Origin of the sequence: Roseovarius sp. MMSF_3359 (genome assembly GCF_030733385.1) — a bacterium.
Lineage (GTDB): Bacteria > Pseudomonadota > Alphaproteobacteria > Rhodobacterales > Rhodobacteraceae > Roseovarius.
In genome coordinates this window covers 1-20,632 of sequence record NZ_JASHJC010000028.1, presented here as the reverse complement: position 1 = coordinate 20,632, position 20,632 = coordinate 1, and the positions used below count along the sequence as shown (strand labels likewise).

13 protein-coding genes and 1 pseudogene are annotated in these 20,632 nt (G+C 62.7%); 7 read left to right on the top strand and 7 right to left on the bottom strand.

Annotated features, from left to right (window positions below; translation table 11 throughout):
• Window positions 1–29: 29 nt before the first annotated feature.
• Window positions 30–695: an HAD-IA family hydrolase gene (locus RBB29_RS21880; RefSeq protein WP_306115261.1), complete on the bottom strand. Its 666-nt coding sequence runs from the start codon at window positions 693–695 to the stop codon at window positions 30–32.
• A gap of 147 nt (window positions 696–842) precedes the next feature.
• On the opposite strand from RBB29_RS21880, the gene glmU reads away from it, so the two are divergent.
• From glmU to RBB29_RS21860, 4 genes are read left to right on the top strand one after another with little or no spacing between them, the layout of a single operon-like run.
• Window positions 843–2,198 carry a bifunctional UDP-N-acetylglucosamine diphosphorylase/glucosamine-1-phosphate N-acetyltransferase GlmU gene (gene glmU / locus RBB29_RS21875; protein WP_306115262.1) on the top strand — a complete coding sequence of 452 codons (1,356 nt, stop codon included), beginning with the start codon at window positions 843–845 and terminating at the stop codon, window positions 2,196–2,198.
• Window positions 2,198–4,021 (top strand): glutamine--fructose-6-phosphate transaminase (isomerizing), encoded by a 1,824-nt coding sequence (gene glmS, locus RBB29_RS21870; protein WP_306115263.1) that lies wholly within the window; start codon window positions 2,198–2,200, stop codon window positions 4,019–4,021. The genes glmU and glmS overlap by 1 nt, the downstream gene beginning before the upstream one ends.
• 51 nt (window positions 4,022–4,072) lie before the next feature.
• Window positions 4,073–4,618, top strand: coding sequence for a pyridoxamine 5'-phosphate oxidase family protein (locus RBB29_RS21865; RefSeq protein ID WP_306115264.1), 546 nt, complete (start codon window positions 4,073–4,075; stop codon window positions 4,616–4,618).
• Complete coding sequence (locus RBB29_RS21860) at window positions 4,615–5,298, top strand: DNA alkylation repair protein (RefSeq protein WP_306115265.1); 684 nt, start codon at window positions 4,615–4,617, stop codon at window positions 5,296–5,298. The genes RBB29_RS21865 and RBB29_RS21860 overlap by 4 nt, the downstream gene beginning before the upstream one ends.
• Before the next feature lie 25 nt (window positions 5,299–5,323).
• On the opposite strand, the gene RBB29_RS21855 is transcribed toward RBB29_RS21860, so the two are convergent.
• From RBB29_RS21855 to RBB29_RS21830, 6 genes are all read right to left on the bottom strand, one after another.
• Window positions 5,324–10,195: a hypothetical protein gene (locus RBB29_RS21855; protein WP_306115266.1), complete on the bottom strand. Its 4,872-nt coding sequence runs from the start codon at window positions 10,193–10,195 to the stop codon at window positions 5,324–5,326.
• Window positions 10,196–10,208: 13 nt separating this feature from the next.
• Window positions 10,209–14,549 carry a hypothetical protein gene (locus RBB29_RS21850; protein ID WP_306115267.1) on the bottom strand — a complete coding sequence of 1,447 codons (4,341 nt, stop codon included), beginning with the start codon at window positions 14,547–14,549 and terminating at the stop codon, window positions 10,209–10,211.
• 196 nt (window positions 14,550–14,745) lie between these two features.
• Window positions 14,746–15,213 carry an Hsp20 family protein gene (locus RBB29_RS21845; protein ID WP_306115268.1) on the bottom strand — a complete coding sequence of 156 codons (468 nt, stop codon included), beginning with the start codon at window positions 15,211–15,213 and terminating at the stop codon, window positions 14,746–14,748.
• A gap of 159 nt (window positions 15,214–15,372) precedes the next feature.
• Entirely contained in the window at window positions 15,373–16,185 is an 813-nt protein-coding gene (locus RBB29_RS21840; RefSeq protein ID WP_306115269.1) for a serine protease, read from the bottom strand.
• On the bottom strand, window positions 16,182–16,988 hold the full coding sequence (locus RBB29_RS21835; protein ID WP_306115270.1) for a serine protease: 807 nt from the start codon (window positions 16,986–16,988) through the stop codon (window positions 16,182–16,184). Before RBB29_RS21835 ends, RBB29_RS21840 begins: the two co-directional genes overlap by 4 nt.
• A gap of 172 nt (window positions 16,989–17,160) precedes the next feature.
• Window positions 17,161–17,661: a hypothetical protein gene (locus tag RBB29_RS21830; RefSeq protein ID WP_306115271.1), complete on the bottom strand. Its 501-nt coding sequence runs from the start codon at window positions 17,659–17,661 to the stop codon at window positions 17,161–17,163.
• Window positions 17,662–17,746: 85 nt separating this feature from the next.
• On the opposite strand from RBB29_RS21830, the gene moaA reads away from it, so the two are divergent.
• The 3 genes and pseudogenes from moaA to RBB29_RS21815 all read left to right on the top strand — a co-directional run.
• The gene (gene moaA / locus RBB29_RS21825; RefSeq protein ID WP_306115272.1) at window positions 17,747–18,754 is read left to right on the top strand and encodes a GTP 3',8-cyclase MoaA; all 1,008 of its coding nucleotides are present in this window, start codon (window positions 17,747–17,749) and stop codon (window positions 18,752–18,754) included.
• A 29-nt stretch (window positions 18,755–18,783) separates the two neighbouring features.
• Window positions 18,784–20,049, top strand: coding sequence for a 3-deoxy-D-manno-octulosonic acid transferase (locus tag RBB29_RS21820; protein ID WP_306115273.1), 1,266 nt, complete (start codon window positions 18,784–18,786; stop codon window positions 20,047–20,049).
• Window positions 20,046–20,632 (top strand): annotated as a pseudogene (locus RBB29_RS21815) (glycosyltransferase family 1 protein); the annotation flags it as partial. The gene RBB29_RS21820 and the pseudogene RBB29_RS21815, both read left to right, overlap by 4 nt.

Sequence of the window (20,632 nt, the reverse complement as noted above, 5' to 3'; positions counted from 1 at the left end):
GACGGGCATGCCAGCCCGGACCAACGGCACTACCCGATGAGGGTGCGTACCACGCCCGCCAATTCGTCAAAATGATCTATCGTCGCCTCCGGGGCGAGGGCCGCGACATCGCCCCCGTTGGGCCCGAAGGTGACAAGAACCGACGGCACCCCGGCCCGGCGCGATGTCTCCCGGTCCGTCTCCGTATCGCCCACCAACAGGCACCGACCGGTATCACCACCAGCCCGCCGCACGGTCTCCAACAAGGTTTCCGGATCTGGCTTGCGCATACGCAAACTGTCGGCCCCGATCAGCGCATCGAAATGCTCAAGCGCCCCCATGCGCGTCATCAGGAGCCGCGCCAGATATTCGGGCTTGTTGGTACAGATCGCCACGGCATAGCCATCGCGGCGCAAGTTTTCGACGCTGGCCATCGCATTGGGATAAAACACCGTATGGGTATCAATAGCCCCCTCATATGCCTCCAGAAGAACCGGGTAATAGCGGTCGATCACCGCCTCATCGACCCCATCCCCGAGCCGCTCCAACCCCAGCCTGAGCATCGCCCGCCCGCCGCGCAGGGCGGTCCCGGCATCGGTCTCGGCAGAAAGCTGATCGCCCACGCCCATGGCCCGAAAACAGGCATTCGCCGCTGCAATCAGATCGCCGCTGGTATCCGCCAACGTGCCATCCAGATCAAAAACCACCGTACGCATTGGATGTCTTTCCCCTTAACTTCAACGGGATAGGCAGGTTCTTGCTGCCGTCTGTCACATCCCGCAATCTTGTTTGATCCCTCGCCACCTTGCGCCGAACCGCTTTCCGGATAAAACGGGCCGGGCGTAATTACAAAGAGAAACCGCATGAGCACCGCGCTGATCGTCCTCGCCGCAGGCAAAGGCACCCGCATGAAATCCGACAAGGCGAAGGTCCTGCACCAGATCGCCTCGGCCCCGATGCTGATCCATGCCATCCGCGCGGGACAGGCGCTTGATCCGGACGCCTGCGTCGTGGTTGTCGGTCATGATGGCGATGCCGTCGCCAGGGCCGCGCAGGGCTACGATGAAAATATCCAGGTCGCACAGCAGAATGAGCAGCTCGGCACCGCCCACGCGGTCGCGCAGGCCGCCCCTGCCCTCGCCGATCACGCGGGTGACGCGATCGTGCTTTATGGCGATACGCCCTTCATCCGCGAGGACACGCTTCTGCGCATGGCCGAGGCGCGCAAGTCACATGATATCGTCGTTCTGGGGTTCGAGGCCGCCGACCCCGGACGCTATGGCCGGTTGGTGATGGAGGGAGACGAACTGACCCGCATCACCGAATTCAAAGACGCCGATGAGGCCACCCGCGCCATCAGGTTCTGCAATTCCGGCGTGGTCGCGGCCAAGACCTCCGTCCTGTTCGAGCTGATCGACGCGGTCGGCAATGACAATGCCTCTGGCGAATACTACCTGACCGATATCGTTGAAATCGCCCGCAAAAAGGGCCTATCCGCCACCGCTGTCGCCTGCGAAGAGGCCGAGACGATGGGCATCAACTCACGCGCGGAACTGGCCCAGGCGGAAGCCGCGTTTCAGGCCCGCACCCGTGCCCTTGCACTGGACGATGGCGTCACCCTGCCTGCCCCCGAAACCGTGCATTTCGCCTATGACACGGTCATCGGCCGCGATGCGGTAATCGAACAGAACGTGGTTTTCGGCCCCGGTGTCACCGTGGAATCCGGTGCCCATATCCGCGCATTTTCCCACCTCGAAGGGTGCCACGTGTCGCGTGGCGCTACCGTCGGCCCCTATGCCCGTCTGCGCCCCGGCACCGAGCTTGCCGAAAGTACCCGCATCGGCAATTTCGTCGAGGTCAAGAACGCCATCATCGACGAAGGCGCCAAGGTCAATCACCTGAGCTACATCGGCGACGCGCATCTGGGCGAGGCCACCAATGTTGGCGCGGGGACGATCACCTGCAACTATGACGGCGTGATGAAACATCACACCGAGGTGGGCAAAAACGCCTTCATCGGCTCCAACACGATGCTGATCGCACCCGTGACGGTGGGCGACAAGGCGATGACCGCAAGCGGGTCCGTCATCAACAAGGACGTCCCCGAGGGCGCTTTGGCCGTGGCCCGGGCCGCGCAGGAAAACAAGCCCGGCTTTGCGGTCAAGCTGTTTGAAATGTTAAGAAAAAAGAAAAAGAAACGCGATGAGAGGGCAGGATAATGTGTGGAATTGTTGGGGTGCTTGGCCATCACGAGGCTGCGCCGACACTGGTTGAGGCGCTGAAACGGCTGGAATACCGCGGCTATGACAGCGCCGGGATCGCCACCATCAACAACGGGCAGCTTGATCGCCGCCGTGCGGTCGGAAAACTGGTCAATCTCAGCGACCTGCTGGTGCATGAACCGCTCGCAGGCAAGTCCGGCATTGGCCATACCCGTTGGGCCACCCATGGCGCGCCCAATGTCGCCAACGCCCACCCGCACCGCGCGGGGCGTGTGGCGGTTGTCCATAACGGCATCATTGAAAACTACCGCGAACTGCGCGCCGAACTGGCCAGCAACGGCATCGGGTTCGAGACCGATACCGACACCGAAACCGTGGCCCTGACGGTGCAGTACTTCATGGATCAGGGCGATGAGCCGGTCGAGGCCGCGCGCAAAACCATTGCCAAGCTCGAAGGGGCCTATGCGCTTTGCTTCCTCTTTGATGGCGAGGCGGACCTGCTGGTTGCCGCGCGCAAGGGCAGCCCCCTTGCCGTCGGCCATGGCGACGGCGAGATGTTCGTAGGCTCCGACGCCATCGCGCTGGCGCCTTTGACGGACCGCATCACCTATCTCGAAGAGGGTGACATGGCCGTCATCACCCGCACCAGCCTTGAGGTCACCGATGCCGGCGGCAACACCGCGAACCGCGAAATCCGCACGGTGCAGATCGACAGCGCCCGTGTCGACAAGGGCGGCCACAAGCATTTCATGGCCAAGGAGATCGCGGAGCAACCCACGGTCATCTCGAACGCGCTGAATTTCTACCTCAACAAGGAAGGCACGGACATCACCCTGCCCGGCGATGGCGTTGATTTCACCAAAATCGACCGCATGGTCATGGTGGCCTGCGGTACCGCCTATTATGCCTGCCTCACCGCGAAATACTGGTTTGAACAACTCGCCGGGATGCCGGTTGAAGTCGATATCGCCTCAGAGTTCCGCTATCGCGAACCGCCGGTCGTGCCCGGCACTGCCGCGCTTTTCGTGAGCCAATCGGGCGAGACCGCCGATACGCTCGCGGCCCTGCGCTATTGCGAGGGGCGTGCCGACACCATCCTATCGGTGGTCAATGTCGCCGAAAGCTCGATTGCGCGCGAAAGCAACCTCGCCCTGCCGATCCATGCAGGCACAGAGATTGGCGTTGCCTCGACCAAGGCCTTTACCTGCCAGTTGACAGTGCTTCTGCTCCTGGCGCTCAAGGCGGCGAAAGCCCGGGGCACAATCAACGCCGAGGATTTTGCCGACAAGCTCTCCAGCCTGCGCGCCTTGCCCGGCACGTTCAACCATGCGTTTGACCAGAACACCGCGTTCAAGAAATCCTCGCGCCGCCTTGCGGAATCGGAAAATGTGCTCTTCCTGGGGCGTGGGCTGATGTATCCATTGGCCTTCGAAGGCGCGCTAAAACTAAAAGAAATCAGCTACATACACGCCGAAGCCTATGCTTCGGGCGAGTTGAAGCACGGCCCCATCGCGCTCATTGACAAGAAGATGCCGGTGGTGGTCATGGCCCCCCGTGACGGCCTCTTCGACAAGACCGTGTCGAACATGCAGGAGGTGATGGCCCGTGGCGGCAAGGTGATGCTCGTGACCGATGCGGCGGGCGCCAAGGAGGCCGGTGATGGTGTCTGGCAGACGCTTATCATGCCGCAGGTCGATCCGATCCTGACGCCGATCCTCTATGCCCTGCCCGCGCAGCTTCTGGCCTATCATACCGCAGTCGCCAAAGGCACCGATGTGGACCAGCCCCGTAACCTCGCGAAATCGGTCACGGTGGAGTGACCCCCCGCCCCGGCCGCCGCGCCGGGGCCTCTTCCGGCAAAGGAGCGCCCCATGGGCACCCAATATGACAGCCTCAGCGACCAGCACATCGCATTCATCGGTGAGCAACACCTGTTCTTTACCGGCACAGCGGGGGCAAGTGGCAAGGTCAATATCTCGCCCAAGGGCATGGACAGCCTGCGGGTCATGGGGCCAAACCGGATCCTGTGGCGCAACTTCACCGGCAGCGGCAATGAAACCGCTGGCCATCTGGCGCAGGTCAACCGAATGACGCTGATGTGGTGTTCTTTCACCAAACGTCCGATGATCCTGCGCGCCTATGGCACCGCCCGCACGCTACATCCCCGCGATGCCGATTGGGCCGAGATGGCCGCGCATTTCCCCGATCAACTCGGGATGCGGCAGATCTATGACATGCAGATCGACATGGTACAGAAATCCTGCGGCTACGCGGTGCCCTTCTTCGACCATGCGGGCGATCGTGACACGCTCAAACATTGGGCCGAGGACAAGGGTGCGGAAGGCATTCCCGCCTATTGGACCGAGCGGAACACGCAGACCCTTGATGGCGCGCCAACGGGGATCGTCGAGGAATGACACCGGATGAAGCGATGGCGGCACTGCGGGCGCATGTCGAGCCCGGTCGCGCGGAGGGCATGGCAGGCTACCACAAGGTGCCGCGCACCTATCTGGGCATCCCGAACCCGGCCATCAACGAATTGACCAAGGCTTGGCGCGGGCAATTGTCGGTCGAGGACCACGTGGCACTAGCAGATGCGCTCTGGCAGACCGATGTGTTCGAAGCCCGGCTGGCCGCCGCAAAACTTCTGACCCAGGCGCGGATCAGGCCCGATGACAGCACTTGGGCGCTCATCACCTCCTGGGTGCCGGATTTCGATAGCTGGGCCATTGCCGATCACGCTTGCATGGCGGGGCAGAAACGCCTTGTGGCCGATCCGTCGCGCGTGGATGAGGTCGAGGCGTGGACGCAATCCGAAAGCCACTGGACCCGACGGGCGGCGATGGTCATCACCCTGCCCTGGACCAAACAAAACCACCCGAAACCTGCCGACGCAGCAATCCGCGACCGCGTTTTGGGCTGGGCCGCTGCGTATGTCCGCGACGAGAACTGGTTCATCCAGAAATCCGTGGCTTGGTGGTTGCGCGATCTGGGCAAACACGACCCCGACCGGGTACGCGCCTTCATGGCCGAAAACGGCAGCGTGATGAAGCCGTTTGCCCGACGTGAGGCGGAAAAGCACCTGGCGAAGCCCTAGGCAACGCAAGCATCCGGGCATCGCCTCAAAGGTCGATCACCTCCGCGAAGACCAGACGTTCTTCGATGATCCGACGCAAGAAGGTGTGGTTTCCGACCCGCTCATTGACGATGTTGTCGGAATAGAACCGCTCGAATTCCCGAATGACAACACGCCGTTTGCCGGACCCGGACGGGATGGTCACCTCATCCGCCCAGAAAGCCGGATCCTTCAGGAAGGGATCGAAGACGCCGATGGTGCCCGTCGCGGCAACTTTGCCGGCATTGGTTGCCAGCGCGGCAGAAAGCGGCTGCCTTGCGTTGAGGGCCATGACCCCCAGGTTGACCGAACTGGCCAGTTCCACGCTGCCGCCGGAGCGGCGCCGCACGATCCGGCCCGGGCCAAACGGTTCGCGTTCCGGTATCCGCGGCGACACGCCGCCCGGTATGCGCCCCGGGATACGGCCCGGCACCCGACCCGGAAGACGTCCCGGAATGCGATCGGGTATCCGCTCCGGTATCGGCTCGGGATCAACATCGGGGGGCGGTTCAGGCAGGCGGCCTTCAAAACGGTCGCGGTCAAAGATCGAGGGGTCAATTGCGGGGCCGGGTGTGATGACCGGGCCATCATCCTCATCCTCTTCTTCACCCACCACATGCTGCGCCAGTGTTTTGACATCCTTCCAACCAAGGTCGCTGTCGATCCCGGATTGTTGTTCCTGCAAGACCAACTCAACCCGGTTGCGCCCGGTCTCGAACGGGCCATTGACGAATGACACCCTTTGATAGGCGGAATCGCGGGTGAAGTGGAGCGGCCCGCTGAGCGGATCAGGCCCGTGCAGCGACACATCGAGCGTGTTGCCGTCCTTGCGGGCGATGACCTTGCGCCGCGGCAGGATCTGGCTGAACTCGGCCAGCACGACCTTGGAAATCTTGGCGCCCGTCATGGCATTGGGCTGATACCTGACAAGGGCGAGGCGCACGAAAGGCATGTAGGCCGCCCCGGGATTGAGCTCGATATCACAATACCAAAGGCCGCGATCGGCGTCCCAATGCACCCGGTGGCCGACAATCCGGGCGAGCGCGCCCCCGGGTTTTTCCTGCAAGGCAATGCTCTCGGCGGTGACGCGCGCGGGGAAATCCTGATCCCGGATGGTCTGTTTCGGCTTCGCGGTCTCCCAGAGGGGGTCGGCGCCCCATTGCGTGACCAGCTTTTCCATATCGTCGGAAATACTGCTGAAATTGGCGTTGTTGCCATGCAGCACCACGCCCAGAAGCTCGCCATCGCCCGAGGAAAACCACGGGCGGTCAAGCCAGACCCGCAACCCGTTGCCGTAGCGCGTCGCGTCGTGGCGGTCATCGGACACGGACCGGTTCCATTTGAAGGTCGGCACGACGTAAAGCAGCTTGGGATCCTTGGGCGCGGCACTGGACGGCACATAACTCTGCGCGGCTGATCCGCCCGCGTCCCGCAGGACCGGCGCACCGGGGTCGTCTTCGGCGGGCAAGGCCACGGGTGAGCCAAGCGCCGCCGGGCCAAGCCGCGAAATCAGGTCCGGCTTGTCATACATCGACGGCGGCAGGTATTCGCGGAACCGGGTCGTGGCCCGGACGCGGTATTCAATCAGGCGAAAGCGCGTGTCGCCCAACTCGTGCACATCGCCCCGCACGGCCTCGGGATCGGCCAGTTGCGCATTGACCGCCGTGCTCAGCGGGAATTCATTCGCGTGATTGTCGGCAAGGCGCACCTCGCCCAACTGTCCGCTGAACTCGACCCGCTCGGGGCCAGGACGGTTGATGTCGTCCACCCATTCTTTCCACCGCGCCTCCACCTCGAACTTGCCGGTCGAGGGGCCGTGCAGGCGCACCACCCGGCAATTCAGCGTGACATTATGTTCCCCCGCCCCGCGCGCCGGGGTCATCTTGATAAGCTCCGGCTGGCACACCGGTTGCTGCGTGGCATGGACCATCGACAATCCGCGATAGGGCGTCATCAGCCAATTCGCCCCCATCGCCGCGGCCTTCATGCAGCCCTCCCCGGCCTTCTTGGTCTGGGTCCAGCGGGGGATGCCGAAATGGTGCAGGAAGTCGGGGTCGATGAAGCTCGCGTAACGCAGGTGAAGGATCTGTCCCTTGGCCAGATAGATCGTCAGAACACGTTTTTCATCGTCCCAATCGGGCGTCCCGGCATCGGCGAAATTCACCTGGCAGGGCAGGTCTTTGTCAGCCTCGGCGCGTTCGGCCAGCACCAGCCGGAAGCCCTGCGCATCGGGCCAGTCGCCGCGATGCCGGACCAGCAGGACCAATTCATCATTGTCGTCGCATTGCACGACCCGGCAATCATCGCCCAGCACCAGATCCGGTTCGAGACCGGGGATGAAATGGCCCGGGATCGCGCGGATCGCCACCCCACCGGCGGCCCCATCGGGCAGGTAAGGCGTCGCCACATGGGCCTGCTTGTGGATGATGTATTGCCCACCCACCATGCGGTCACCCACGGGGTTGTCGGCACTGGGCAGTTCCGGCGGCACAGTCGTCGTGGTGGCGGCATCGGCCACGGATTGCGGCGTGACCAGTTCAATCTGCGTGCCGAGATTGGGATCGAAGAGCGACCCGGCCTCGCGCGCGGCGATCTCATAGCCCTTCTTGGCGTCCTGCCAGTCACCGCCGAGATAGGGATCGAAAAGCCCATGCACTTCGCATTGTAACTGCGAGGATTTCGGCGGCACGACATGGCGCTCATTCTCGCTCGTGTAGCGGAAATCGACCGAGGCCGGCAGCGCGATGGCTTCCTTGAAATCCGGCGTCTGAAGGTAATCGCCGGTCCCCACGTCCCAGTTCGAGCGGATCACCATGCGCTCAAGCTGCTCGCCCTCGCTGAGCCTCTCGCGCTGGATCAGGGCGGGCGGGTCAACCGGTTCGAACCGCCAGTAGCCAACCGCATCGCTCGCCTGCTCCAGCGGCTCGATCGACGGATCGTCAATGGCCAGCGAATTCCCGGCAAGGTCCACATCACGCGCCCTGACGCGGTAAATGCTGCCAAAGCGCAGGCGGGGCAGCGAGCCCTTGCGCGCCTTGAACGTGGCCGAAAGGCCGTTGCCCTTTTCCGCCGTGTCGGTCACATCCGCGGGCACCTCGCCTTGCAGGTTGTTGTCCTCACTGGTCTCGGACTTGATCGTCTTGCCCGGACGCGGCGCCACCAGCGACCAACCGGACCAGCGGAACAGGCTTTCGTGCATATAGTGCTCATCCGGGTCGTTGAGATCGCCGCTGAGCGATGAGCCGGAGACATAACCCTCATCGGGCTCAAAATTCAGCTCCACATCGTTCTTGAGCGCGCGGTAGCTGCCGTCGCGGGCGCACAGCGTCTGCCATTTGCCAGGCTGGATGAAATCCGGCACCCGGGCGATATCCACCCGGTGACCGCGATGCACATCCTCGGCGAAAAGCACCACATTCTGCGCGTTGCCATTGACGATCTCGGTATTCTTCAAATCCGACGCGGCGGCGAGTTTGGCAAGTTTCTCGGCGCGGCCATGTTGCGACACACCGATGCCGGAACTTCGCAGCGCCGCGACCGGCTGGCGGTCGCCGGTGGTATAGGTCACCTCGCCATGTTTCTGGCGGATCGACAGGCTCTTGGTCACCAGGTTCTGCGCCGTCAGCGTGTAGTTGACGGTCTTGAGCGCCGCGCCGTCGGGATCGACCTGGTAGAGATCGAAAAGCCCCTCCTTCTCGTCCTTGCGTTGCCCCCAGCCATCGTCCGAGCCTTCAAGGCGCAGGAAACCCGCCGCATGGTCATCGGTGCGCGGACGGGCAACAAACCGATCCGGCTGCGCAAGCCAGGCGGTGCGCGGGCGTGCGCCCTCTCCGGGCGCGCTGCCATCCCATTTGATACGAAGCTGCATCTGCCCGACGCCGGTGCCACCGCCAAGGGCAATGCGGTCTTCGATCACGCCCGTGTCCTTGAAAACAAAATCGATCACGAGGCCAAGTCCACGCAACAGAGCGCCGTAATCGGAATAGGACGCGACCATCTGATGGAAGTCATATTCCGGTGCCTCAGGCGGTGGGGTGACATCCTTGAAATCGGGGCGCAGCTTGGCTTTCTCGGCCGCGGTCGGCTTACGCCGCCGATAAAACCGGTCCGCCTGATAGAAGGTGTATTCGTCCTTGGTGGCAAAACTCCCCATCAGGCCCGCATCGGCCCCGGCAGAGGCCGGATCCTGCCAATCGGGCTTCATCACCCGCATGGATTTCTTGGAATAGACATGCGGCGTGTCGGTATCAATTTCGACACCGGGGGCCACCACATCCATGTCGTAGACCGATTTGCGCCCAAAGACGCGGCCCGTCACCTCCTCCTCGAACCCCTCGTCGTGGAAGCGCGAAAATCCGGGTAGCGGCAATTCGATAACCCGGTCGCTGACAGTCACCTTGTAGGTGCGCGTGCCGATCCCGGTCATCATGTCCTTGACGCCCGGATCGGCATCTTTCCAAGGCAGCAGTTTCGGATGTTCCGCGCCATTATCCGTTGCCAGGCGACCGTAGTGATCGCGTGCGAAGGAGAGCACGTTGCGAACCGGATAGGAATGCAGGTTGACCGTGCTCATGTCCTTGTAGACGAACCCGGCAACCGGTGTTTCCTTGTCGAAAAACTGCTCCCAGAGACCGGTGTCAGGCTTGCTGATCCGCTCCAGCGGCACCGTGTCCATGCCCACGCGCAGTCCGAAGCGTGCCCGTTCCAACGTGCCAGGCCAGTCGAGCCAGGGCGCGAAGGCCGCCAGCGTCTGTTCATCCGCCGCCTCGGGCGTCAGGCGCGGTGAGACCACGACCGAGATGCGCCATTTCCCCTTATGCTCCCCTTCGCGCACCCGGCCATAGGGAAGTGCTGTCCAGACGATCAGTTGTTGTGCCATCCTCTCCCCCTCCTCACGCAAAGGCCTCGGCGTATTCACGCCAGCCATAATCCACTTCCGGCCCAGTAATCGCCGCAAGCTCGTCTTCGAGCGGCAATTCCGGCTGATGACCCATCATCTCGCGCAGGCTCGGATCGCCGTTCGATCCGGCGAATTTCTTTTCGCATTTGATCGTGACACTGCCCGAGAAGAAGAGCACCGACACCTCGATGGTGAGCGACGCGCGGCCCGTGCATTTGCCGGACGAAAACTCGTATTCAAGCTCCAGGTAGAGCTCCAGCGAGGCCGAGATCAGCCCCAGCACGTTCACATGCCCGCCCAGGCGGAAATAGCCGGTGAGCGAGGCATCGTCCTGCTCCATGCGGAAATAGATGCCCGCCATCACCTCGACCCCGCCCGAGGCCACGCCGAAATCGACCGAGAGCGATGCGCCAAACTCGAACGCGGCTTCCAGGATCTGCACCCCCTGCGGGTCGATGGTGACGCCAAAGAAGCCACCACCGCCGAAGACGTAAACCGTGAGTGTAAAGGGCTGTTCGCGCGTGCAGAAGTTGAATGAGACCGAGAGCGGCTGACCGATGAAGGGCACGGTAAAGCCCGCGCCAAGGCTCATGTTCGAGATGTTCAGGACACCGACAGCGACCGTCGGCAGGGAGACGTCAAAGCCCGCATGGATGCCCTCGGTCGTGATGTCGAGGTAAGGCGGGTCCGAGAACCCGTCGAGCGGGATGAGATCGCGCAGGGTTTCGACAAAACTGAGCGGGCCGACGAATTTGATGTCGTTCAGGAGGACATCCACATCCATCTTGGCGGCGCTGTCGATCGAAAAGCTGATCCGGTCGAAATTGAGTTCGAGGAACGATGCGGGCGCAATCAGCACCAGATCGAAGCTCCGCAGTGAACAGGTGACCGAGATCTGCGGGCTTGAGGCGCCGTTTTTCTTGACCTTACCCTCCACCGACACGACGAGACCCTTGGTATCGTTGGCGCGGAATAGCGGATCTGAACTGGGCCAGCTTGCGATCTCGGGGTTCCAGTCGAAGCGGATCGTCAACTCGTCCCCGGTCAGCATCTCGATCAGGTCGACCAGATCGCCGGCGATGCCCAGTACATCCTCGAAATCATCAAGCGCCGAGGTGAGCGGTGCCTTGACCGCCTCGGGCAGCAGGTCGAAATCGGCAATCGCCGTGCGGAAGGGGCCAATAGTGGCCTCCAACTCCTCAAGCTTGTTGCCAAACTCGCCCGGATCCTCGAAGAGGTCCGCAAGCGCCTGCGGGTCACCCACGATGGCGTCGAGCTTTTCGAACACGGCCTTGCCGGTGCTGAATAGCGTCTGCACGTCGTCAATCGCCTCCAGCACGGTCTTGAGACCATTGGCGAAGGCGATGATCTGCTGGCGGATATTGGCGGGGATCAGGGTGCCGTTGGGCGGCGTGACCAACGCCAGAAGCTCGTCGATCTTGACCTGGATCGCGGGGATATCGGCCAGCGCACCGGTGAAGTCCGGATCTGTCTCGATCGCATCGACGGCCGCGTTCACCGCGTTTTCGACCTTGTTGCGCAGCGCATCAATCAGCGCCACCATTTCGTTAAGCTTGTCGATGACGTCCTGCATCTCCTGCAGGACCGCTTGCCCCTGCCCGATCAGGTCGTCGATCTTGGACAGGTATTGATCAAGCGCCCCCTTGGCCACGCCAAGCGGCCCCTTGGGCAGGTCCGCGGCCAAGGTGAAAAGGCGCAAGAGCGTCGAGATGAACGTCTCGAACTGCGTCCCGGCCTCGGAAGCAAACTTCGGCACCTTCTCGGGATCGCCCGAGATGTTGGCCACCGCCTGGATCAGCTCACCCAGAGGGATGCAGCCGAAAAGAAGCGGCAGCGGCAGGTCGTTGAGGCCCGGCGCGGTCGGGAAACCCGCCCCCCCTTCGAGCTTGCCCTTGGCAAATTCCACCGGGTCGCTCATCACCGGCCCCGCCATCCGCGACAGCGCCAGTGGTTTCAGGTTGGGCTGCATGAACCCGCCGGATTTGTCCCCCTGCGACGAGAAATCGAGCTGTCCCATATTGCTGCCGGTCTGGACGATATCGGCAAAGACTTCACCGATGTTCCGGTCCGGCTCCGGTGCGGAAATGTCGGTGTTGAACCCCACCCGAAGGTATTGCGCGTTCCATTGCAGCTTGTTGGTCTTGGCCGACCCGGTCAGGTGGGCGACCGGGCCAAGTTTGGCCTCGACCTGGTAAATCTTCGGCACGAAAAGCGGCCGCATCAGATCGTTGCTATAGGAGCGCAGGCTCGTGTTGGTTGTTGCGTTCACCCCGGGGCTGGACCGGACGGGCGCCTCCATGTTGAAGATGACCGATTTGGCTTCGACCGCGCTGTCGCCGGGTTTGTTTGGCGTGGCCAGCGACACGCGCTGCAAGTTCAGATCGGCGTCATTATAGGGGCTCGCGTTATAGGCGGTCGCGGCATCGGCGGCACTGTTCTGCGCGGTGGTCCAGTTCGGCAACAGCCTCTTGTTCACCAGGCTGCGCGGACAGGCCATCGTGTTGTCCATGAAGATCATCGGCAACTCGAAAACCACCCGCCGGTCATCAAGGTCGGTCGCCGCGCATTGGAACATGAACGGGTTACCGCCCACATGGGGCCAGAAGAAGAGCTGGTTCTTGCCCAGTTGCACTTCGTTCAGGGCAGGATCATCCAGGTCGGGCGTCTGTTCCGTCAGGATTTCCACCTTGGAGAGCGGGAATTGCCGCGCGTAGTTCACATTGCCATCGACGGATTCGGTGGCGTGAAAGGCGCTGTCGTCGAAATGGCGGATGTATTCGCGGATCACGATATAGAACCGCTGTCGCAGATAGGCGTTCTGCCTGAGGTTGGGATCGGAGCCCTTGTGGAACTTCCGCTCGGTCACCTTGACCAGCGACACGCGATGGCCAAACGGGCAAAGGAACCCGCGATAGACCACTTTGACATAATGATCGCGCGCCATCGACGCCCGGTGCACCCATTCCTCGACCGAAAGGCCCAACGGCTCCCACGCACCACGGCTGTCGAGCCATCCACCAAGCGAGGAGAGCATCATCAGGTTGGTATCTATCGGCTCGGGCTTGTAATCGGTCGAGCCGAAATTCGACGATAGATGCACCACCTGGAACCGGTCGAAGTCGTCCATCGGCTGGCGGAAGGGCATTTTGTCGGGGCCTGGCAGGTTGTCGATCCCACCGGGATAGGGCCCCTGCATGGGAGGGTCGGCACGTTCGTCGCCGCTGCCGCTGCGCGCCCAGACGGCGCGGATCGTGCGGTTCGCATCCGGGTATGGCGGCATGACATGCGAGCCGTCGGACCGTGGCGTGACCATCTGCGTGTGCCAAAGCTCGGTCCGTTTGGTGGCGGGCGAATGCACCGGCTCGGTCGCATGGCGCCAGGCCGCACCCGCATGAGGCGACAGGATCAGCCGCCAGGGGATTTCGATTGCGGTCTGGGATGGTGTGGGGCGCTTGGGTTCCGGGCCCGTGGTATCGAGAATACCAAGCCCCAGGTCGACCGCATCGGGCAGCCGGGTCAGCACATCGCTGTTCGATGCTGCCTGGCGCGCGCGGATCGTGGTCATGTCCCCGCCACCGCGCGCCGCAAGCCGGAAGGAAGACGCGACATGGGCCGACAATGCCGCGCGTTTCTGCGGCGAGAGCGCATTGATCGCGGCCTTGTTCACCAGGTCCTTGAGCGGGATCACCTGGATCGGTTTCGTGGCCTTCGGCTTGGCATTGGGCGCCACGACCAGTTTCAGCGATTGCACCGCCGACAGGACACCGGCCAGTGAATATTCGATCTCGTCATCGGCGGGGACTTCGAAAACCAGGCGGGATTCGTCCCCGCTGCGGGCGCGTATCGGTGGCTCCGTCAAATCATCGCTCTGACCGGGCGGCTCGGGTTCGGGCTTCGTCGGGCCATTGTGGCTCGGATGGGTCGGATCATCTTCTGCCGGGTCAGAGATATCTGGCGGCGGCGGTTCATAGAACGTCTCTTCGGTGATCGTCTGCGGCGGGAAGTGCAGGATCAGGAGGCCCTTGCCCCGGCCCGTCTTGCGAATGACCGGCGGCGACCCCGGCGTGACGCTACAATTGCGCAGCTCGATCCGCATCGCCACCAGGTCATCAACCCGCAGAACCGGCGTGCCGGGACGGCTTTTCTCGAAGATGTTCTTGATGACGTCGGGCGAACTTGGAATGAGCACCAGATCGCTCAGGTCGACCTCTTCAGCCGCAACAATCGCGCCTGACGAGGTCAGGGCGCTGACCGTATTGGTGGCACCGATGGATAGTCCGGAAAGCGAATGCGCCGTGGGGCGGATAGGCATCGCAACCCCCATAAAAATGAATTTAGGTATGACGCAACCATAACACGAATTTTTGAACCCGGCCGATTCGACATGGGTAGCAATACGCCGTGTGCGTGTTTCCGCTCATCCCGGCCCGGCCGCTTCCCTCGAAAACGACAAAAGGCCCCGGCGGAAAACCGGGGCCTTCATAGCAATCATATTGCGGCTCGTGCGGTTAGTTCACGGCCTTGGCGTCAACCACGTCTTTCTCGATCGCATCGGTCTTGGCAATCTCGATCCGGCGGGGTTTCAGCGCCTCAGGCACTTCGCGCACCAGGTCGATATGCAGCATACCATCGGTATGGGCCGCACCGGTGACGCGCACGTGATCGGCAAGCTGGAACTTGCGTTCGAACGCGCGGGTGGCGATGCCACGATGCAGGTAGGTGCGGCTTTCATCCGCGTCCGACTTGCGGGCGGACACAACAAGCGCGCCTTCCTTCACCTCGACCGACAGGTCGGCATCCGAAAAACCGGCGACGGCAATCGAAATGCGATAGGTATCATCGGCGGTTTTTTCGATGTTGTAAGGGGGATAGGTCGGCTGGCTGATCTCGCTCGACAGAACTCGGTCCATCATGTCTGCGATCTGATCGAAACCAACGGTAGCCCGGTAAAGCGGGGCCAGGTCAAAGTTACGCATGGGTCATCCTCCATTTGAGCGATAACTGATGTTGATGCCTTCCCTCATGGGACAGGCGACGTGTCGTCCGACCCAAAGATTGGCGCCGGAACAATAGTAATGTGGGGAGTGGTTTTGGGCGTTTCAAGGCCCCATCAAGGGCGAAAATATCACGCTTTATCAGGGCTTTGCAAATTTCGCGCCGGCGGCGCCGCCGCCCTGGCCGACCTTGATGCGGCGGATACCGCCATTTGCGACCGGCGCCTTGGGCATCGCCCGCAGATCGCGCTTGAGGTCCGCGATCAGCGGCGGCAGGCGCATACCGAATGCCCGCGGCGTGCCATCGTCCATATTGCCCCCGCTCACAAGCGAAAGGATGCGCGCCCGGCTGCCGTCACGGACAAAGACCGGCGCACCGCTTGACCCGAAGGTGATGTTGCAATCGAAAGCGATCAGGTTCTGCTCGCTCCAGAGTTGCCCGCAGTCGCGCTGCCACGACAAAGCATCGTCGCGCCCCTGCCCGTAGGAGACAACGCTGACGCGCTGCCCGTTGCCCGCGCCCTGATGCAGCACGAACGGGTTGGCCAGTGACGTCGGGATCGGCTCGGCCAGTTCAAGCAAGGCCGCGTCATGGCGGATATTTTCGGGGCCATAACGGCGTTTTGGGTTGTATCCCTTATGTGCGGCCACGCGGGCCACTTTGCGCTCGGCAATCGACGTGCCATCCCGCAACCCCGCCCGGAAGGTCAGATCCGCCGCACTGACTGCGCGGAGCGCGTCATCGTAGACACAATGCGCCGCCGTCAGCACGAGGTTGGGCGCGATCAGCACACCGGTGCAATAGCCGTTACGCCCGATTTCGATGCGGCCGACTGCCTCCCAACCGAAAAGGTCATCGCGATCAGTCAGACGGATCAACCCGCTTCCCGCAGGGGCCTGCGTGGCGAGCGCAACCGCGAGGGCCGCCGCGATATGCAATGCACGGGCAATCATGGCTTGGCAAATTTTGCCCCCGTCTCACGACGTTCGGTGCCGCTGAACATCTTGGGCGCCGGATCTTGATAGACGCCCTGCCCCGCGTCAAGCGCGGCGCGCAGCACCTCGAGCGGCCCCTGCAATTGGGTGCCAAGCGACACCTTGGTGCCATCCACCTCGGCCATGGCCGATACGACCGACACGATGCGCGGCTCATCACCTTCGAAGCTGAACACCGGCGCACCGGAGGAGCCGTAATTGACGTCACAGGACATGACAAGCACGCCCAATTGCCGCGCCCGCACATCGCACACCTCTTGCAGCGAGGGCGCCTCGGACCGGCCCTTGGCATAGCTCACAACGCCAATCCGCTGCCCTTTGCGTGGCCGGCGGTCAGTCAGAAATGGCACAATCCGGGTATTCTTGATCGGGTGTTGCAGCTCCAGAAGGGCAACATCGTTGCGCACCCGCAATTCATTGGCCGCGCCCAGATATTCGAATTCCGGGTGCACGACCGCCCGCCGCACAGTGCGATGCGCCGAGGCGCGGCCGTTTCGCCATCCCGCCAGGAATTCGATCTTGGTATGGTCGATGCGTTGTCCACTACGGTTGTTGAACAGGCAATGCGCGGCGGTCAGCACGAGGTTTGGCGCGATCAGCGCCCCGGTGCAGAAGCCACGCCCGCCGATATCCAGACGCCCGACCGCCTCCCACGCCCGGCCATCATCGCCGGTGTCGAGCCGTTGCAACCTGCTGTCTTGGGCAGAGGCCGTTCCCACGGCAAAGATCATGGCAATCATAAACGAGGGTACGCGCAACATGGGGCCTCCGGTCCGGGGGGTCTTGATCTCGACGCAGGTTTAGACGGGTTTTGGGGCGAAAATAGGGCGTTCAGGCATTATATCTGTCGTTTCGACGCTTCTTTCAGGGCCAAGATAATTTCTGCTTCACTTTCCGTATTTTTATTCACTATCAATATCTTACGATAAAAACCTAACCCTCAATTCGAAACACCCGGATTTCTGGCAACCCGGTAAAGGGCGCGCCGATCAGGCGCATCGCGGATAGCGACATCCGGCTGCCCGCGGTTTTCGGCCCGTCGATCGGGATCAGGTCCACCTGCGCCGATTTGCCCGTCTGGGGATAGACAACACGCCCCTTCGCGGGCGCGCTCACCAGCGGCGTCTTGAGCCAGAACCCCGGCTCTCCCGGCGCCCCAAGCGAGGTGATCGTCACACCCAAATCCCGGCCGCCTGCCCCGCCACCGGATGCGGCACTGCGCTGCGCCTCGGTGGTGGTGTCGAATTGCTCGACCGTGCGCGCTGCGGGCGGGACCGGTGCAACCACCTGATCCTGTGTATCGGCGCTGCCGTTCACGCCCGCGTCGGCGGACGCGCCATCGGTCGACGCCGGACGGTTGAAGACCGGCCATTGCGCCCCCGCACAGCCCGACACCAAAACCATCATCGCAATCAGACAAATACCCTGTTTCATACCCTCAACCTAACCACGGCGCCCGGACGCTTCAACGGCAAGTTCCGCCTTGCCCCCGGACGCCGGGACGCCTAGGTTTACGTCCATGACAGCCCCGTTGATTGATCCCTTCCAACGCGCCATCTCCTACCTGCGCGTCTCGGTCACCGACCGCTGCGATTTCCGCTGTGTCTATTGCATGTCCGAGAACATGACGTTCCTGCCGAAAAAGGAGCTGCTGACGCTCGAAGAGCTTGACCGGATGTGCTCGACCTTCATCCATCTGGGCGTTGAAAAGCTGCGGATTACGGGCGGCGAGCCGCTGGTGCGCAAGGGCATCATGACGTTTTTCCAGTCGATGACCCGGCATCTTGAAAGTGGCGACCTGCAAGAGCTGACCCTGACCACCAATGGCAGCCAATTGGAGCGTTTCGCGGATGATCTTTACGCCGCTGGTGTGCGCCGGGTGAACATCTCGCTCGATACAATGGATGAGAAGAAATTTGCCGATATCACCCGTTGGGGCCGCCTGCCCCAGGTGATGCGGGGGATTGATGCGGCGCAAAAGGCCGGGCTCAGGGCCAAGATCAACACCGTGGCGCTCAAGGGCTTCAACGAAGATGAGCTGTTCAAGTTGATCGAATGGTGCGACAGCCGTGACATGGACATCACGTTCATCGAGGTGATGCCGATGGGCGATATCGGGAACGAGGATCGTCTGGATCAGTATTGGAAACTCTCCGATCTGCGCGCACGGCTTGCGACCGAATACACCCTGCGCGATCTGCCCGAACGGACCGGTGGCCCCGCGCGCTATGTGGCGCTTGAAGAAACCGGACAGAAGGTCGGGTTCATCACGCCCCTGACCCATAACTTCTGCGAAAGCTGCAACCGGGTGCGCCTGACCTGCACCGGAGAGTTGTTCATGTGCCTGGGCCAGGAGGACAATGCCGACCTGCGCGCGGCGCTGCGCAACAACCCGCAGGACGACGCGCCGCTCGAAGCCACCATTCGCGCGGCCATCGCGCTCAAACCCAAAGGGCATGATTTCGACTATTCCCGCCAGGTCGTGGACGGCAAGATGTCCCGCCACATGAGCCATACCGGCGGCTGATGCCCCCCCTTCCCGTTCGATTATATTCCATGGCGGCCAACCTGATCGCGCCACTGGCCTATCGTCGTGTTGCAGCCAAGCTCAGGGCCCATGGGACCGATCCCGCGCGGTTTCGCGAACGCATGGGCCACGCCACCGCGCCGCGCCCTGACGGCACGGTGATCTGGTTCCACGCGGCCTCGGTCGGGGAGAGCCTTTCGGTGCTGCGCCTCATCGCCCATATGGGTGAATTGCACCCGGGCTGGCACTTTCTGCTCACCTCCGGCACCGCCACCTCTGCCGAGATCGTCGGCCGCCGCCTGCCGCCCCGCTGCACGCACCAATTCGCCCCGCTGGACGCGCGCCGGGCCATGCGCCGGTTCCTGGATCATTGGCACCCGTCCGCAGCCATCTTCGTCGAAAGCGAGCTTTGGCCGCAGATGTTGCAGATGACCCGTGCCGCAGGCATCCCGTTGGCGCTTCTCAACGCCCGTATTTCGGACCGATCCGCGCGCAATTGGAAACGGTTCCCGGCCACATCACAGCACCTGATGGGCCATTTCAGCGTGATCCACACGCAAGACGCGCGCACCACCGATCATCTGCACGATCTGGGCCTGACGCATGCCTATACGGGGCAAAACCTCAAATCCGTCTCTGGCCCGTTGCCTTTCGACGCGGTCGAAAAATCCCGCCTGGAGGGCGCAGTCGGCGGCCGCCCAATCTGGGTCGCGAGTTCCACCCATTCCGGCGAGGACGAGATCATGATCGCCGCGCAGAAAACACTGCTGCGGACCTGTCCCGATCTTCTGCTGATCCTCGTGCCACGCCATCCCGACAGGGCACGCACTATCGCCGCGCTGATCGACGATGCGGACCTGATCAGTCATCGCCGCTCCGCCGGGCAAGGACCCTCGGAGGAAACACAGGTCTACCTCGCTGACACCTTGGGTGAGACAGGCCTCTGGTATGCGCTCAGCCCGATCACCTGCCTGTGCGGATCGTTCACGCCGGTGGGCGGCCATAACCCGTATGAGCCCGCCTATGCCGGTTCCGCCGTCCTGCACGGGCCGCTTTATGCCAATTTCGCACAGACTTACGCGGATTTCGATGCCAATGGCGGCGCGCGCGAGGTCAAAGATACCAGCGAACTTGCGCGTGAGGTCAACACCCTGCTGACGGATGTTGCGGCGCGCGACGCAATGCAGGAAAAATCCCGCGCCTTTGCCGCCGCGCAGGACGACATGCTGGATACGATCACCGAAACGCTGACCCGGGCGCTGGACCTCGCGCCCGCCGTCGAGGTGCCCGCGTGACCGAGTTGATCGTGACCAATTTCAACCGCAACTTCACCGGGGTTTCGGCAACCGCAGCGGGGGTGGTCCGACAGCAGATCGACCGCTACGACATGGCGCTGGCCGGTGTCGCGCTGCCGGGCTGCCCCGATCCGGTGACGACGGCGCAGGCGCGCGCACTGACCCGCCAGCCGCCACAGAGGCGTCCGTTTGCGATCTGGCATGTGCGCCGCAACACGGAAATGCGCGCCGCGATCTGGGCGCGGGACGTGCTGCGCCTGCCGATCCGAATTGTCTTTACCTCCGCGGCAATCCGGCGCCATTCGGCCTTTCCGCGCTGGTTGATCTCTCGCATGGATGCGGTGATCGCAACCACCGAGGCCGCTGCGGGTTTTGTGCCCCATGTGCGCGGCGTTGTCCCACATGGCGTTGATACAGAACGGTTTTCCCCGGCGGGTGATCGCGCAGCGGCCTGGGCCGCGACCGGATATCCGGGTACGCGCGGGATTGCCACGATTGGCCGGATCCGCCCGGAGAAAGGCAGCGATCGGTTTGTCGAGGCAATGTTGCGCTTCCTGCCGGAGAACCCCGGCGTCACGGCGCT